A 14,659-nucleotide genomic window follows, 5' to 3' on the forward strand; every position below is an offset into this window, starting at 1 on the left:
TAATCTCAGACCGCCCTCATCTTGTGGCGCGCCTCCCTCCGACCTCTGAGATAGCAAATGAATAACACCGTAACCCGCCCCGTCATGTCCAAGACCGATGCCCAGCTGCGCGAGATCCTCGCCCGCCGCATCATGATCCTCGACGGTGCGATGGGCACCATCATCCAGCAGTACAAGCTGGACGAAACCGCTTATCGCGGCGGCCCGAACGGCAAATTCATCGACTTCGCCGCCCCTGCCAACAGCGGCGCGCGCGAGCTGTTCGTCAAAGGGAATAACGAGCTGCTGACGCTGACCCAGCCGGGCGTGATCCAGGAGATCCACGAGCGCTACCTGGCCGGCGGCGCCGACATCATCGAAACCAACACCTTCGGCGCCACCTCGATCGCCCAGGACGATTACCACATGGGCCATCTGGCCTATGAAATGAACGTGGAAGCGGCCAAGCTGGCGCGCAACGCCACCGCCAAGTACAGCAGCGCCGACAAGCCACGCTTCGTCGCCGGCGCGCTTGGTCCAACCCCGAAAACCGCGTCGATCTCGCCCGACGTCAACGACCCCGGCGCCCGCAACGTCACCTTCGACCAGTTGGTGGACGCCTACTACGAACAGACCAAGGGCTTGATCGACGGCGGCGTCGACCTGCTGCTGGTGGAAACCATCTTCGACACGCTGAACTGCAAGGCCGCGCTGTTCGCGATTGAAAAATACTACGAAGAGCATCCAGCCCAGGAACGCCTGCCGCTGATGATCTCCGGCACCGTGACCGACGCCTCCGGCCGCATCCTGTCCGGCCAGACCGTGCCGGCGTTCTGGAACTCGGTGCGTCACGCCAAGCCGCTGACCATCGGCCTGAATTGCGCGCTGGGCGCGGCGCTGATGCGTCCTTACGCCGAAGAGTTGTCGCAGATCGCCGACACCTTCGTCTGCATCTACCCGAACGCCGGCCTGCCCAACCCGATGAGCGACACCGGCTTCGACGAACTGCCGGCCGACACCTCGGCGCTGCTGAAGGAATTCGCCACGGCGGGCTTCATCAACATCGCCGGCGGCTGCTGCGGCACCACGCCGGACCACATCCAGGCCATCGGTGACATCCTGTCGACCGTCAAGCCGCGCGAGCTGCCGCAAGTGCCGGTGGCGCAGCGCCTGTCCGGCCTGGAGCCGTTCACCATCGACGACAGCTCGCTGTTCGTCAACGTCGGCGAGCGGACCAACGTCACCGGTTCCAAAGCCTTCGCCCGCATGATTCTCAACGAGCAGTATGACGAGGCGTTGAGCGTGGCACGCCAGCAGGTGGAAAACGGCGCCCAGGTCATCGACATCAACATGGACGAGGCGATGCTGGACTCGCAGGCGGCGATGACCCGCTTCCTGAATCTGATCGCCTCCGAACCGGACATCTCGCGCGTGCCGATCATGATCGACTCGTCCAAATGGTCGGTGATCGAAGCGGGCCTGAAATGCGTGCAGGGCAAATCCATCGTCAACTCGATTTCGATGAAGGAAGGCGAGGAAGAATTCATCCGCCAGGCGAAATTGTGCCGCGCTTACGGCGCCGCCGTCATCGTCATGGCCTTCGACGAAAAAGGCCAGGCCGACACCTTCGAGCGCAAGATCGAAATCTGCGAGCGCGCCTACAAGGTGCTGACCGAGAAAGTCGGCTTCCCGCCGGAAGACATCATCTTCGACCCGAACATCTTCGCGGTCGCCACCGGTATCGAAGAACACAACAACTACGCGGTGGACTTCATCAACGCCACCCGCTGGATCAAGGACAATCTGCCGTACGCGAAAATCTCCGGCGGCGTCTCCAACGTCTCGTTCTCGTTCCGCGGCAACGACCCGGCGCGTGAAGCGATCCACACCGTGTTCCTGTACCACGCCATCAAGGCCGGCATGACCATGGGTATCGTCAACGCCGGCATGGTCGGTGTCTACGACGACCTGCCGGCCGAGCTGCGCGAGCGGGTGGAAGACGTGGTGCTGAACCGCCGCGACGACGCCACCGAACGCATGATCGAATTCGCCGGCTCGCTCAAAGCCGGCGCCGGCAAGCAGGAAGCGGCCACGCTGGAATGGCGCAACGGCCCGGTCGAGAAACGCCTGGCGCACGCGCTGGTGCACGGCATCACCCAGTTCATCACCGACGACACCGAAGAAATGCGCGCCGCCGTTGCCGCATCCGGCGGCCGTCCGATCCACGTGATCGAAGGCCCACTGATGGATGGCATGAACATCGTCGGTGACCTGTTCGGTCAAGGCAAAATGTTCCTGCCGCAGGTGGTGAAATCGGCGCGCGTGATGAAGCAGGCCGTGGCCCACCTGATTCCGTTCATCGAAGAGGAAAAGCTGGCGGAAGAAAAACGCACCGGCATCGTCGCCAAACCGAAGGGCAAGATCGTCATCGCCACCGTCAAGGGCGACGTGCACGACATCGGCAAGAACATCGTCTCGGTGGTCCTGCAATGTAATAACTTCGAAGTGGTGAACATGGGCGTGATGGTGCCGGCCTCCGAGATCCTGGCGCGCGCCAAGGTGGAGAATGCCGACATCATCGGCCTGTCCGGCCTGATCACCCCGTCGCTGGAAGAGATGGCCCACGTGGCCAAGGAAATGCAGCGCGACGATCACTTCCGCATGCTGAAGATCCCGCTGCTGATCGGCGGCGCCACCACCAGCCGCGCTCACACGGCGGTGAAGATCGCCCACAACTACGATGGCCCGGTGGTGTACGTGCCGGATGCATCGCGTTCGGTGTCGGTGGCGCAGTCGCTGCTGACGCCTGAATCGCGCGAGCAGTACATCGCTGAAATCGAGCAGGATTACGAACGTATCCGCGAGCAGCACGCCAACAAGAAGGCGCTGCCGATGCTGTCGATCGCCGACGCCCGCGCCAACAAGATGAAACTGGCATTCGCGCCGGTGAAGCCGAAGTTCATCGGCCGCCGCGAATTCAAGAACGTCGACCTGGCCACCATTGCGCGCTATATCGACTGGGGTCCGTTCTTCCAGACCTGGGATCTGGCCGGTCCCTTCCCCGCCATCCTGACCGATGACGTGGTGGGCGAGGCCGCGACCAAAGTGTTCGAGGAAGGCCAGGCCATGCTGAAGAAGCTGATCGACGGCCGCTGGCTGACCGCCAACGGCGTGATCTCGCTGCTGCCGGCGAACTCGGTCAACGATGACGATATCGAGATCTACACCGACGATACCCGTTCAACCGTAGACTTCACATACTACGGCCTGCGCCAGCAAGGCGTGAAGCCGGTGGTGGATGGCGTGCAGCGTCCGAACCAGTGTCTGGCCGATTTCATCGCGCCGAAGGACAGCGGCATCAAGGATTACATCGGCATGTTCGCCGTGACGGCGGGCCTGGGCATCGAGAAGCACGAGAAGCGCTTTGAAGACGCGCATGACGATTACTCGTCGATCATGCTGAAATCGCTGGCCGACCGTCTGGCCGAAGCCTTTGCCGAATACCTGCACGAGCGTGTGCGTACCGATTTGTGGGGCTATGTCACCGACGAAAAGCTCAGCAACGAAGAGCTGATCGGCGAGAAGTACCTCGGCATCCGTCCGGCGCCTGGCTATCCGGCTTGCCCTGAGCACACCGTGAAGCGCGAGATGTTCAACACCATGCAAGCCGAGGAAATCGACATGGAGCTGACCGATTCCTACGCCATGTATCCGGGGGCGGCGGTGTCGGGCTTCTACTTCGCGCACCCGGAGTCGAAGTACTTCGTGGTCGGCAAAATCGGTGATGACCAGGTCAACGACATGGCGGCCCGCCGTGGCGTCGACAAGGCCGAACTGGAACGCTGGCTGGCGCCTAACCTCTCCTGAGGAACTTCCACACCGCCAGCGCGCCGAACACCGCCGCAAAGCCCAGCTGCACGCCCATCGCGGGCAGCGCGCCTTGCAGGCCCAGGCCGCGCCAGGTGACGGCGTCCAGGCCGTCCACCGCCCAACGGGTCGGCACCACCAGCGTGGCTTGCTGCAGCCACTCGGGGAAGATGAAGGACGGCACCCACGCGCCGCCCAGCATCACCAGCACCAGCGTGGCGAAGATGGCGATGCCGCGCGCCGCTTCCGGCGTCTTGCCGAAGGCGGCGACCATCAGGCCGAAGGCGGCCGTCATCAGGCCAAAGCAGATCGCCATGCCGATGAAGCCGGACAGACTGGTCACCTCCACCTTGAAGATCAGCGTCGCGCAGATGAACATGGAGCACAGCAGGCCGGTGGCGATGATGGCGCCGGCGGCGGCGCGGCTGATGATGACGGTCGCCAGCGATACCGGCGCCGCCAGCAGCCGGCTCCAGATGCCCTGGCGCTGCTCCAGCAGAATGCCGATGCCCAGATTGATCCCCATGAACAGGATGAATTGCACGCCCAGCCCGGCGAACGAGTGCGCGTAGGCGTTGTATTTGGGACCGCTGCTCAGCGCCTGCTCCTGCGTGGTGTAGGGCAGCGTCATGCCGACCGCCGGCGCCTCGTCCGCCGCGCTGGCCGCGCCCGAGGCGGCGCTGGCGGCAGCGGCATCGGTGGCGGCGCGCTGGTCCTGGAACTTCTTCAGGCTGGCGAGGAAGTCGCCCAACTGCGCCTCTTCAGTGGTGCGCTTGCCGGCGGCGGGCAGCTCGGCCAGATACTTGTCCGTGGTGGCGCTACCCTTCACACTCATGACGGCGGCGCTGGTGGCCTGCATCACCTGCTGCGTCAACAGCCCCTTCACCATCGCCAGCATGGTCGACTGCGACGGATCGTAAAACAGCGGCAGCTCCGGCTTGTGACGGCCGCTGAACAACGCATCGGATGCCTGCTCGCCAAAGCCGGCCGGAATCACCACCGCCACCGGCAGCTTGCCGGCGCGGACCTTGTCCCGCGCCTCGGCCTCGCTCAATTCGGTGATGCGCAGCGAGCTCTCGGCCTTCAGGCCGGCGACGATCTTTTGTCCCACCGCCGACTGGTCCAGCGCCACCACACCCAGATCCAGCTTGCCGCCACTCTTGTCCGGACTGCCGCCAAACAGCATGCCGAAGAAAGCCGCCAGCACCACCGGCATCAGCAAATCCAGCATCAGCGCGCGCTTGTTGTTCACATACAGGATCAGATCCTTGCGGATCATGGCAATGAAAGCGGTCATATCAATCTCGCAGGCTGCGGCCGGTCAGGTTGAGGAAGATGTTTTCCAGCGAAGTGCGGGCGGTGGCGAAGTGCTGCAGCGACTGTCCCTGCGCCGCCAGCCACGCCAGTACGGGGGCCGCGTGCGGCCCGGCCGACAAGCCGATGTTCAGCGTGGCGCCGGCATGCTCGACCGCGGTCACGCCATCCAGCGCCTGCACCCCGGCCAGCAACGCGGCCGATGGCTCGTGCGCAAGTTGCACCTCCAGCGCCGCCTGTGCCGGCAAGCGTTGATACAGCGCGGCCGGCGTCTCGTTGGCCAGCACCTTGCCGTGATCGATGATGACGATGTGGTCGGCCAGCCGCTCCACCTCTTCCATGTAATGGCTGGTGTAGATCAGCGAGCGCCCCTGCGCCTGCAAGGCTTCCAGCGTATCGAAGATGGCGTTGCGGCTTTGCGGATCGACACCCACGGTCGGCTCGTCGAGTATCAGCAACTGCGGATCGTGCAGCAGCGCGGCGGCGATGTTGAGACGGCGCTTCATGCCGCCGGAAAAACTGGCCGCATGCTCGGTGGCGCGGTCGCTCAGGTTGACCAGCGCCAGCACCTGCTCGCAGCGCTGCTTCAGCGGCGCGCCCTTCAAGCCGTACAGCGCGCCGAACAGCTTGAGGTTTTCCAGCGCCGACAAATCCTCGTACAGCGCCAGATCCTGCGGCACGAAGCCGATCTTGCGCTTGGCGCCGCTGGCGCCCTGCGCCATGGTCTCGCCATCGAGCACGATGCTGCCGCCATCCGGCCGCAGCAGGCCGCAGATCATGCTCACCGTGGTCGACTTGCCGGCGCCGTTGGGGCCGATCAGGCCCACGGTCTGGCCGCGCTGCACCTGAAACGAGACGCCGTCCACCGCCTTGCGCGCGCCATAGGACTTGGAAATTTGCTCCACACTCAGTAACACCGTCGCCTCCGTGTTGTTTGAACCGTCAGGCAGCATAGCCCTGCAATAACAATTTAGCAAGTCACCTGAACTTTTGCGGGCGCCGCGCGGACTAAGTAGAACGCCGCCAGCCGGCGGCCCAACTATCCAGGGAGGCAATATGGCAAACAATCCATCCGTCAAGCGCTGGCAGGACCAGCTGATTTTGCTGCTGGGCCTGTGGTTCTTCATTACGCCGTGGGTGCTCGGTTATCCGATCCCCTCGATCCAGGCATGGACCGCTTTCATCTCGGGCGCGGTGGTGGCGATTCTGGCGGTGTTCGACCTGTACAAGACCTACTTCTGGGCCGTGGTGCTCAATCTGCTAGTGGGGATTTGGGTGGCGGTATCGCCGTGGGTGCTGCGCATCGCGGAGAATCGCGAGCTGATGTGGAACTCGGTGCTGGTCGGCATCGCGGTGGCCGTGCTGGCGCTGTGGGAAATGCGCACCGACCCGGAACTGGTCAAGCACTGGCCGGGCACAGGCCATGCGACCTGACCCGGCGTACGCGGTGGGCTACAACGCGTAGCGCACCACGTTGTCGCTCCATTCGAACGCGGCCATCTCCAGCTCCACCAGTTCATCGGTGGACATGGCCAGATCGCGCAGCGTGGGCACGATGTGGCCATCCATTTCCTCGATGCGTTCGATGCACTCGACCAGCTTCAGCAGGTCGCCATAGAAGCCGCCACGCTGCAGCAGCGCCTCGCGCACCTCGTCGCCGACCGGAATCTGTTCCAGGATCTCGCCCATCGAGATGCCAAACAGCGTATCCATCAGCGACATGATGCCGACCGTGAAGGCGATATCGGCGGCCTCGCGCTGTTTCGGCCGCAGTTTGCTGGCCAACAGTTCCAGCAAGCGGCCACGGGTGGTGGCCAGCATCAGCAACGGCGTCATGCTGTGGCCGCGCTTGCTCGGCTCGGCGTACAGCATGATCTGCAGCCAGCGCTGCAGCTGACGGCGTCCGAGAATGGTCACGGCCTGGCTCAGCGAATCGATGCGCTGGCGCGCGCCCACCGCCGGCGTGTTCACCAGCCGCAGCAGGTTCAGCGCCAGCGACACGTCGCGCTTGATGGCGCGCTCGATTTCGAGGTTTTCAGCATCCGAGGTGACCAGCGTCATCAGCTCCATCACCGCCAGCTGCGACGGCGACAGTTTCTTACCGCTCATGATGACCGGCTTGGAGAAGTAATAGCCCTGGAAGTAATCGAAGCCCAGATCCAGGCAGTTTTTGAATTCTTCGCGCGTTTCGACCTTTTCCGCCACCAGCTTCTTCTTGTCCTGGCGGAAGCGCGGCGCCAGCTTGGTCAAGGTCGACAGCGGGATGTTGCGCATGTCCATCTTGACGTACTCGACCAGCGGCAACAACGCCAGCACGTCCGGAGTTTCACCGGTGACATCGTCCAGCGCAAAGATGAAGCCGTGGCTGGCCAGTTCCTGCATGCGGGCCAGCACCTGCGGCGTCGCCTGCACCGTGTTCATCAGTTCCAGCACCACTTTCTCGCGTGGCAGGAAAGGGAAAATGTCGCTCATGATGACGTCGGCATCGACATTGACAAAGCCCAGCGCATCGCCAATGGTCTTTTCCATCCCCAACTGGGACGCATGGGCGATCACCGCCGCCGTCGCCGACAAATCGTTGGTGACGCGCGCCGGTCCGACCGGAGCGTTGCGGAACAGCAACTCGTAGCCGAACAAGGCCTGGTTGCGGTCCAAAATGGGCTGGCGGCCCAGATAGAATTCGCGCACGCGCAGACTCTGGGGACCACCGTCATGTAGAGTGAGATCGATCATTGCAAGTCCAAAATGAGGACCACAATGGCCCACACTGCTATTTTGACAGTAATGGACAGCGGTGTCGCTTAATTTTTATGGCGTTGCACAACCGTCGATAAACAGCTTCAGCTCGCCCGGCTGGAAGGCCGTCCATTGCTCATTGGTAGTCAGTGGCTGGGTGACGATGATGGCCACCCGGTCATTCGGCGTGGTCACCTGCGAGAAATCCACGCTGACATCCTCGTCGGACAGCTTGGCGGTGTCAAACGGGTGCTGGCGCACCAGCCAGAACAGATTGGTCGAGCAATGCGCGAACAGTTCGCCGCCGGACGACAGCAGCATGTTGAAGGTGCCATGGGTGGCGATTTCGTGCACCAGCGCGCTCAGCACCGAACGCAATTGGTCCAGCGGCGGCCGTTGCTCGCCAAAGCGCGCGCGCAGTTGCTGCAGGATGTAGCAGAAAGCACGCTCGCTGTCGGTGGTGCCGACCGGGCGGAAGGCGCCGTTCAGCAGCGGGTTGAATTCCTTCAGGTCGCCATTATGGGCAAACACCCAGTACTGGCCCCACAGCTCGCGCACAAACGGATGGCAATTCTCCAGCGCCACCTGGCCCTGGGTGGCCTTGCGGATGTGGGCGATGACGTTGGTGGACTTGATCGGGTAACGCTTGATCAGCTCGGCGATCGGGGACGCGATCGCGGCCTGGTGGTCGACGAAATGGCGCACGCCGGCACCCTCGAAGAAGGCGATGCCCCAGCCATCGTGGTGGGTATCAGTGTGGCCGCCACGCATGGCGAAGCCGGTAAAGCTGAACACAATGTCGGTCGGGACATTGCAGTTCATTCCTAGGAGTTGGCACATGGCGTGATTATAACCACGCCATGTGGGGCCGGTCTAACTTAATGCAGCAGCACCGGTTGACTCATCAACACATCGTAACTGCCGAGGAATTCGTCGATTTCCGCCATGGTCGGCTCCCCCGCGATCAGTTCGTTGACGTCGCGGCGGAAATTCTGCGCCAGGATGCCAGCGATGAAAATCTCGCGCTTGCCACCTTTATCGACAATTTCATAGCCGCCGAAGCGCAACGCATCCAGATTCCGGTCCGCGCCGAATTCGACAACACTGTATTGCTCGCTGTTGTAGATGAGGTTCATTTTGCTTCCTTTCACAAGGGGCGAAACACCTGCGTTTCCGCCTTCTAAACCCAATTGGGGCCGAAAACGGGCCATTTCAAGGCCAATCAGCGGGCTGGGGCTAGGCCGCGATGTCGTCTTGCAGTTTCAGCAAGTCTCCGTAGGGCGCCTCGGACAACCAGGAACGCAACTGTTCCAGGTGCTCGGCGGAGGCCAGGCTAAGGTAGAGCCGCGCGGGGGGACGGCGCAGCACACGGTTTAATGTTACTCGCAAAATCAGATTACCGCTGCAATGCAGGCAGCCTGGTGCGATACGTAACACATGCGGCGTCGTGTCATAAGGAAACGGGCCATCCGTGGGGTCAAAGGATAAGGCCGAACCGCCGTCCGACAAACCCTCCAGAATGATAACACTGGCCCCCTCTTTGGGCAGATGGGCGGCGATGGCGGCCTCGCGCGCGCCGGGGCGGGGGCCGGTGACCAGCCAGGTCGGCACCGGCGGCCGGTGATGGACGGCGCCGGTGTCGGAGGCGTTGGTCACAATCAGGCGTTTTTCTTGGCCAGTTTGCCTGGCTCCACGCCCAGTTGCTTGAGCTTGCGGTACAAATGGGTACGTTCCAGGCCGGTTTTCTCGGCCACACGCGTCATGCTGCCGCCTTCGCGCCCCAGATGGTGCTCGAAGTACATGCGTTCAAACGCGTCGCGCGCCTCGCGCAGCGGCAAATCAAACGACAGATTGAACATGTGGTTGTCGGCACCGGCCACGGTGGCGCCACCGCGCACGGTGATGCCGGCGGCCGGATTCGGCGCCGCAAAGCCGACGCCCGCCGCACTTGGCGTCTCTTCCGGCTGCGCCGCCACCACCGGACGTGGCGCCAGCGCCGGCGCGCGCACGGTTTCCTGCGCGCGGGTCAGGCCGGCCTGCACCGCTTTCAGCAGTTTTTGCAGCGCGATCGGCTTCTCCAGGAAATTCAGCGCGCCGATACGGGTCGCCTCCACCGCCGTATCGATGGTGGCGTGACCCGACATCATGATGACCGGCATGGTCAGCAAGCCGTCGCGCTGCCACTCCTTGAGCAGCGTGACGCCATCGGTATCCGGCATCCAGATATCGAGCAGCACCAGGTCCGGCGCCCCCTGGGCGCGCGCTTCGCGTGCCTGCTGGGCGTTTTCAGCCAGTTGTATTGCATGTCCCTCGTCGCTCAAGATTTCCGAGAGCAATTCGCGGATACCCATTTCATCGTCAACTACCAGAATGTTTGCCATCTTCCCTTGCCTTCCTCATTTCGCCATTCAACGGCAATGATTTTTGTAGTCGTAGCACTTTAACTATTTTGCGCTGTCGGGGCTAACTTTAACAGCAAAATCAACACTGACGCGCCACTTCTATCGACATGGTTCTGAATATCGATCCGTCCACCATGTTCTTCGATAATTTTTTTCACCATCGCCAGGCCCAGGCCGGTGCCGCGCGCCTTCGATGTCACATAGGGTTCAAACGCTCGCGCGAGGATTTTGGGCGCGAAGCCGGGGCCGTTATCGGTGATCGCCAGCCGCACCGCCGTGCGCGTGCTGCCGTCCGCGCCCTGATAATGAATGGCTTCGGTGATCACGTCAATGCGTGGCTGCGGTGCGCCCTCCGCCAATTCGGCCATCGCGTCCTGCGCGTTCTGCAGCAGATTGTGGATCACCTGGCGCAACTGGGTCGGATCGCCCATCACCAGCGGCAGGCCAGCGCCCAGTTGCGGGTGGATGATGTCGTGGTCCTCGCCGCTGATGTACAGGTGCAGAATCTCGTCCACCAGCGCGTTCAGGTCCAGCGGCTGCAGCACCGCCGGCGGCGTCTTGGCGTAGTCGCGGAAGTCGTCCACCATGCGTTTCATCGCCGCCACCTGGTTGACGATGGTCGAGGTGCTCTTGTTCACCAGCTCCATATCGGCCGGCATCAGCTTGTCTTCCAGCTTCATCTGCAGGCGTTCGGCCGACAGCTGGATCGGCGTCAGTGGATTCTTGATTTCGTGCGCCAGCCGGCGCGCCACCTCGCCCCAGGCGATCGAGCGCTGGGCCGAAATCACGTCGGAGATATCGTCGAACACCACCAGGAAGCCGCTGCCGCTTTCAATCGGCAAGCGGGAGCCGCGCGTGAGCAGCGTCAGGTCGTTGCCCTCGACCCCGGACGATGGCCGCGGCACTTCGATCTGGCGCTGCCAGTGCAGGCGCGCGATGTTGCGGCCGGCCGCCGATTGCGCGTTCTGCGCCGCGAACGCCGCCACAATGGCGCCGCCGAATTCCTGCAAGCCTTCGATCTGGTCCAGCTTCTGGCCGATCATGGTGACGCCGGCCTGCTGCAGAATGCGCTCCACCGAGTCATTGCAGCTGAGCAGATGGAACTCGTGGTCCAGCACCATCACCCCGGCCGACATATTGGCCAGCACCGATTCCAGGTGGGCCTTGGCGTTTTGCAGCGCGCTGCGGTTGCGCTCGACCAGGCTGCGGGCGTCCGACAGCTGGCGCGTCATGGTGTTGAATGATTGCGTCAGCGTGCCCAGCTCGTCCGAGGTGGCGACGATCGGCCGCGGCGACAAATCGCCCTCGGCCACCGCGCGCGTGCCCTCGGCCAGCAGCAGCAGCGGCTGTGCCAGGTCGCTGGCGATCAGGAAGGCGCTGGCGATGGCGCCAAACACCGCCAGCAGCAAGGTCAGTGTCAGCGTCACGATGTACATCTTGCGCAGGCCGACGCGGGCGTCGAAGCGCTCCTTGTAATCGGCGTAGGCGCGGCGGATCGATTCGCCATCGGCCGCCAGCTGGGCCGGCGCCAGCTGGATCAGCTGCAGGTAGCGCGGCGCCAGGTGGGTGCCGTTGGGCTGGACGTGATCGGGGATCGGCAGCAGCACCCGCAGCCGCAGCTGGTTGGCGGCCTCGGCCGGGCTGTTCTGCGGCCCTTGCGGCGCGTTGACCAGATCGCTGTGCAGCTCGTTGCCGCCCTCGGGACCGCCGTACAGCTCATCCTTCTTGACCTTGGCCATCATGTCGCGGGTCGGCAGGTCGGCGCTGAGGTTGCCGCTGCGGCTGGCGCGGGCGCTGACCACCAGCCCGCCCTCGGCGTCGACGATGATAGCGTTCTGCATCCCGGTTTCATTCTTCACCACCGCCGCCAGCGTGGCGCGCTCGGTGCCGAACGGACGGTCGGCCAGCTCCTGCACGGTGCGGTTGGCGGTGACGGTCAGCTCGCTGACGGCGCGGTCCAGGCCGGCGCGGCTGAGGTTGATGCCGGATTCCAGCGCCTCCTCGACCGGCACGTTGAACCAGGATTCAATCGAATGGGACACGAACTGCACCGAAACCAGGAAGATCACCAGTCCCGGCAACACGCCGATGGCGGCAAACAGCAGCACCAGCCGCGTCATCAGCTTGGAGCCGAACTTGCCAGCCTTGTAGCGGGCGTACAGGCGGAACAGCGACACCACCACCAGCAGCAGCAGCGACACCGCCACCGCCGCATTCAGGCCCAGCAGCCAGGCGTAGTAGCGGTCGAAGAAGCCGGAATTGTCGGAGGCCGAGGCCAGCAGGAACAGCAGGATACTGACGATGCCGCCGCCAACCACGGAAAGATACCGTAAGGCTGTTTTCACTTACTCGGCCCTGTACTGGAAGGACTTTTTGTCCGACGCCAGCCGCCATTCATTGTTGTTCAGGGCATTGACCTTGAGCGGCTTGGGCACGTAGTTCGGGTCCAGGCCCATGCTCAGCTTGACGTTATAGGTTTCGCCCACCTTGAGCGCGCCGCGCGGCGCCACCAGCCAGCGGTTGGGGCGGCGGATCAGGAACAGCGCCTCGTCCAGCGTCGGGAAATACTGATACACGCTGCCGCTGACGGCGACGTTGTACTGGCGGGTCAGCACGTTATAGGACAGGCTGACGGTCTGGCGCGCGGTGATGGCTTTTTCGTCAAACCAGTACCAGCGCGGCCGGGTGAATTCGATTTCGGTGTAAAAGTAGAGGGTGCGGCCGTATTGCAGCGCGTCTTCCATCTCATGACTGAGTTCGACCCCGTAAGCCGCCGACAGACGGTAGCCGTCGTCGGTGGTTTCAATCTGGTGACGACGGATTTCGACGCCCTCGGCGGCCTGCGACGGCTGCGGCAGCAGCGCCAGCATCAGCAGCAATGGTGCGATCAGGAGTCGAAAAAATCGTAAAGTCACGTCGGGGCCGGTACTCAAGAGGTTACGCATTTTTCTGGAACAGCGCGTAAAACAAACCATCGTGATCCTGCCCGGAGCCGCCGGCGGGGAGCAATTGACCGGGCGCATCCAGTCGGACAGCCTGATTGCGTACAGCAAAAGCGGCCGCCTGCGCCTCGGATTCCTGCGGCCACAAGGAACATGTCACGAATAGCAATTTACCACCCGGTGCCAGCATCTGCCAAAGGTTGTCGAGGATTTTGCCGGAAAGTGTTGCAAGTTGGAGCGTGTCGCCCTTGCGGCGCAACCAGCGGATATCCGGGTGGCGGCGCACGATGCCGGAGGCGGTGCACGGCACGTCGGCCAGGATGCGGTCGTACTGCTGGCCGTCCCACCAGTCCTTGTTTTGCGCCTCGGCCGGCTTCAGCGCGGCTTGCAGTTGCAAGCGGTCGAGGTTTTCGCCGACGCGGGCCAGGCGCTTGGGATCGGCATCCAGCGCGGTCACCTGGGCCTCGGCCAGTTCCAGGATGTGGCAGGTTTTGCCGCCCGGCGCGGCGCAGGCATCCAGCACGCGCATGCCGGGCTGCACGTCCAGCAGCGGCGCCGCCAGCTGGGCGCCGGCGTCCTGCACCGACACCACACCGTCGGCGAAGCCGGGAATCAGCTGCACGCCGACCGGTTTTTCCAGCCGCACCGCGTAGGGGCCGATCTGGGTCGCGTCCATGCCGGCCTCGGCCAGCGTAGCCAGGTATTGTTCGACCGTCGCCTTGCGGGCGTTGACGCGCAGGGTCAGCGGCGGCGCACTATTTCCGGAAGCAAGAATCTGCTGCCATTGTTGCGGCCAGGCTGTCTTGACCGCGTCGATCCACCATTGCGGATAATTCCATTTTGCGACCGGTTGCAACAGGACCGCGTCCAGCAGCGCCTTGCGCTCGCGCAGGAAGCGGCGCAGCACGGCGTTGACCATGCCCTTGGCGCGCGCGGTGTCCGGATGGGCTTCGGCGGCGCTGACGGTCTGGTCGACCACGGTGAATTCTTCGTACGGCGGGGTGTCGTCGGGCGCGGTCAGCAGCGCCAGCGCGCACGACAGCAGCGACAGCACCAGCGCTTCCGGCGCCTTGGGCGCCATCAGGCCGATCAGCGCCTCGCTCTGGCCCAGCTGGCGCATGGCGCGATAGGCGATGTCCTGCATGGCGCCGCGCGCCTGCGGGGTGATGTCGGGCTGTTTGGACCAGACCTGGGCCAGCGCCTGCGGCAGATTGGTGCCGGTTTTGACCTGTACCACCGCGCTGGCGGCACCGATCAGGCTGTAGGCCAGGGAATCGGGCTTCAGATTGGTCTGGAACTGGGTCTGCAACGCCGGTTTCAGGTCGCGGGAATGGCTGGCGCGCAGTTTGGGCGCAGCCGGCTTGGCGGGCGACTTCAGGGAGAGCGTTGGACGCTTGTTCATATGCTAATTCCAGTGGG

At 63.5% G+C, this 14,659-nt stretch carries 12 protein-coding genes; 2 read left to right on the plus strand and 10 right to left on the minus strand.

Annotated features, from left to right (window positions below; translation table 11 throughout):
* Window positions 1-84 precede the first annotated feature (84 nt).
* Window positions 85-3,846, plus strand: a complete 3,762-nt coding sequence (metH, locus tag GJ699_RS28685) for a methionine synthase (protein WP_154382904.1) — start codon at window positions 85-87, stop codon at window positions 3,844-3,846.
* Here the strand turns inward: metH and GJ699_RS28690 are convergent.
* Window positions 3,833-5,143, minus strand: a complete 1,311-nt coding sequence (locus GJ699_RS28690; RefSeq protein ID WP_154382849.1) for an ABC transporter permease — start codon at window positions 5,141-5,143, stop codon at window positions 3,833-3,835. The two genes, metH and GJ699_RS28690, sit on opposite strands and share 14 nt — an antisense overlap.
* A gap of 1 nt (window position 5,144) precedes the next feature.
* Window positions 5,145-6,077 carry an ABC transporter ATP-binding protein gene (locus GJ699_RS28695; RefSeq protein WP_371867701.1) on the minus strand — a complete coding sequence of 311 codons (933 nt, stop codon included), beginning with the start codon at window positions 6,075-6,077 and terminating at the stop codon, window positions 5,145-5,147.
* Between the two features lie 139 nt (window positions 6,078-6,216).
* Here GJ699_RS28695 and GJ699_RS28700 point away from each other — a divergent pair, with 139 nt between their 5' ends.
* Window positions 6,217-6,594, plus strand: a complete 378-nt coding sequence (locus tag GJ699_RS28700; protein WP_154382851.1) for an SPW repeat protein — start codon at window positions 6,217-6,219, stop codon at window positions 6,592-6,594.
* A gap of 18 nt (window positions 6,595-6,612) precedes the next feature.
* Here the strand turns inward: GJ699_RS28700 and GJ699_RS28705 are convergent, their stop codons facing one another.
* The 8 genes from GJ699_RS28705 to rsmB all read right to left on the minus strand — a co-directional run bounded on the left by GJ699_RS28705 (window position 6,613) and on the right by rsmB (window position 14,642).
* Entirely contained in the window at window positions 6,613-7,893 is a 1,281-nt protein-coding gene (locus GJ699_RS28705; protein ID WP_154382852.1) for an EAL and HDOD domain-containing protein, read from the minus strand.
* A gap of 75 nt (window positions 7,894-7,968) precedes the next feature.
* Window positions 7,969-8,736, minus strand: a complete 768-nt coding sequence (locus tag GJ699_RS28710) for a class II glutamine amidotransferase (protein WP_154382853.1) — start codon at window positions 8,734-8,736, stop codon at window positions 7,969-7,971.
* 38 nt (window positions 8,737-8,774) lie between these two features.
* Entirely contained in the window at window positions 8,775-9,032 is a 258-nt protein-coding gene (locus GJ699_RS28715; RefSeq protein WP_154382854.1) for a BTH_I0359 family protein, read from the minus strand.
* 100 nt (window positions 9,033-9,132) lie between these two features.
* Window positions 9,133-9,552 (minus strand): GTPase, encoded by a 420-nt coding sequence (locus GJ699_RS28720; RefSeq protein ID WP_371867702.1) that lies wholly within the window; start codon window positions 9,550-9,552, stop codon window positions 9,133-9,135.
* 2 nt (window positions 9,553-9,554) lie between these two features.
* Window positions 9,555-10,277 (minus strand): response regulator, encoded by a 723-nt coding sequence (locus GJ699_RS28725; RefSeq protein WP_154382856.1) that lies wholly within the window; start codon window positions 10,275-10,277, stop codon window positions 9,555-9,557.
* 59 nt (window positions 10,278-10,336) lie between these two features.
* A complete protein-coding gene (locus GJ699_RS28730; protein WP_371867703.1) occupies window positions 10,337-12,643 on the minus strand; it encodes a sensor histidine kinase in 2,307 nt (768 codons plus the stop codon).
* Window positions 12,644-13,243: a DUF4390 domain-containing protein gene (locus tag GJ699_RS28735; RefSeq protein ID WP_195763671.1), complete on the minus strand. Its 600-nt coding sequence runs from the start codon at window positions 13,241-13,243 to the stop codon at window positions 12,644-12,646.
* Window positions 13,236-14,642 (minus strand): 16S rRNA (cytosine(967)-C(5))-methyltransferase RsmB, encoded by a 1,407-nt coding sequence (gene rsmB / locus GJ699_RS28740; RefSeq protein ID WP_154382858.1) that lies wholly within the window; start codon window positions 14,640-14,642, stop codon window positions 13,236-13,238. Before rsmB ends, GJ699_RS28735 begins: the two co-directional genes overlap by 8 nt.
* Window positions 14,643-14,659 lie beyond the last annotated feature (17 nt).

The sequence above is a fragment of the Duganella guangzhouensis genome, assembly GCF_009674535.1.
Classification (GTDB): Bacteria; Pseudomonadota; Gammaproteobacteria; order Burkholderiales; family Burkholderiaceae_D; genus Rugamonas; species Rugamonas guangzhouensis.

Excerpts from the sequence above, each read along its gene's own strand:
- GJ699_RS28710 (WP_154382853.1), bottom strand. The coding sequence starts at position 8,736 with ATGTGCCAACTCCTAGGAATGAACTGCAATGTCCCGACCGACATTGTG.
- GJ699_RS28725 (WP_154382856.1), bottom strand. The coding sequence starts at position 10,277 with ATGGCAAACATTCTGGTAGTTGACGATGAAATGGGTATCCGCGAATTG.
- GJ699_RS28715 (WP_154382854.1), bottom strand. The coding sequence starts at position 9,032 with ATGAACCTCATCTACAACAGCGAGCAATACAGTGTTGTCGAATTCGGC.
- GJ699_RS28705 (WP_154382852.1), bottom strand. The coding sequence starts at position 7,893 with ATGATCGATCTCACTCTACATGACGGTGGTCCCCAGAGTCTGCGCGTG.
- rsmB (WP_154382858.1), bottom strand. The coding sequence starts at position 14,642 with ATGAACAAGCGTCCAACGCTCTCCCTGAAGTCGCCCGCCAAGCCGGCT.
- GJ699_RS28690 (WP_154382849.1), bottom strand. The coding sequence starts at position 5,143 with ATGACCGCTTTCATTGCCATGATCCGCAAGGATCTGATCCTGTATGTG.
- metH (WP_154382904.1), top strand. The coding sequence starts at position 85 with ATGTCCAAGACCGATGCCCAGCTGCGCGAGATCCTCGCCCGCCGCATC.
- GJ699_RS28735 (WP_195763671.1), bottom strand. The coding sequence starts at position 13,243 with ATGCGTAACCTCTTGAGTACCGGCCCCGACGTGACTTTACGATTTTTT.
- GJ699_RS28700 (WP_154382851.1), top strand. The coding sequence starts at position 6,217 with ATGGCAAACAATCCATCCGTCAAGCGCTGGCAGGACCAGCTGATTTTG.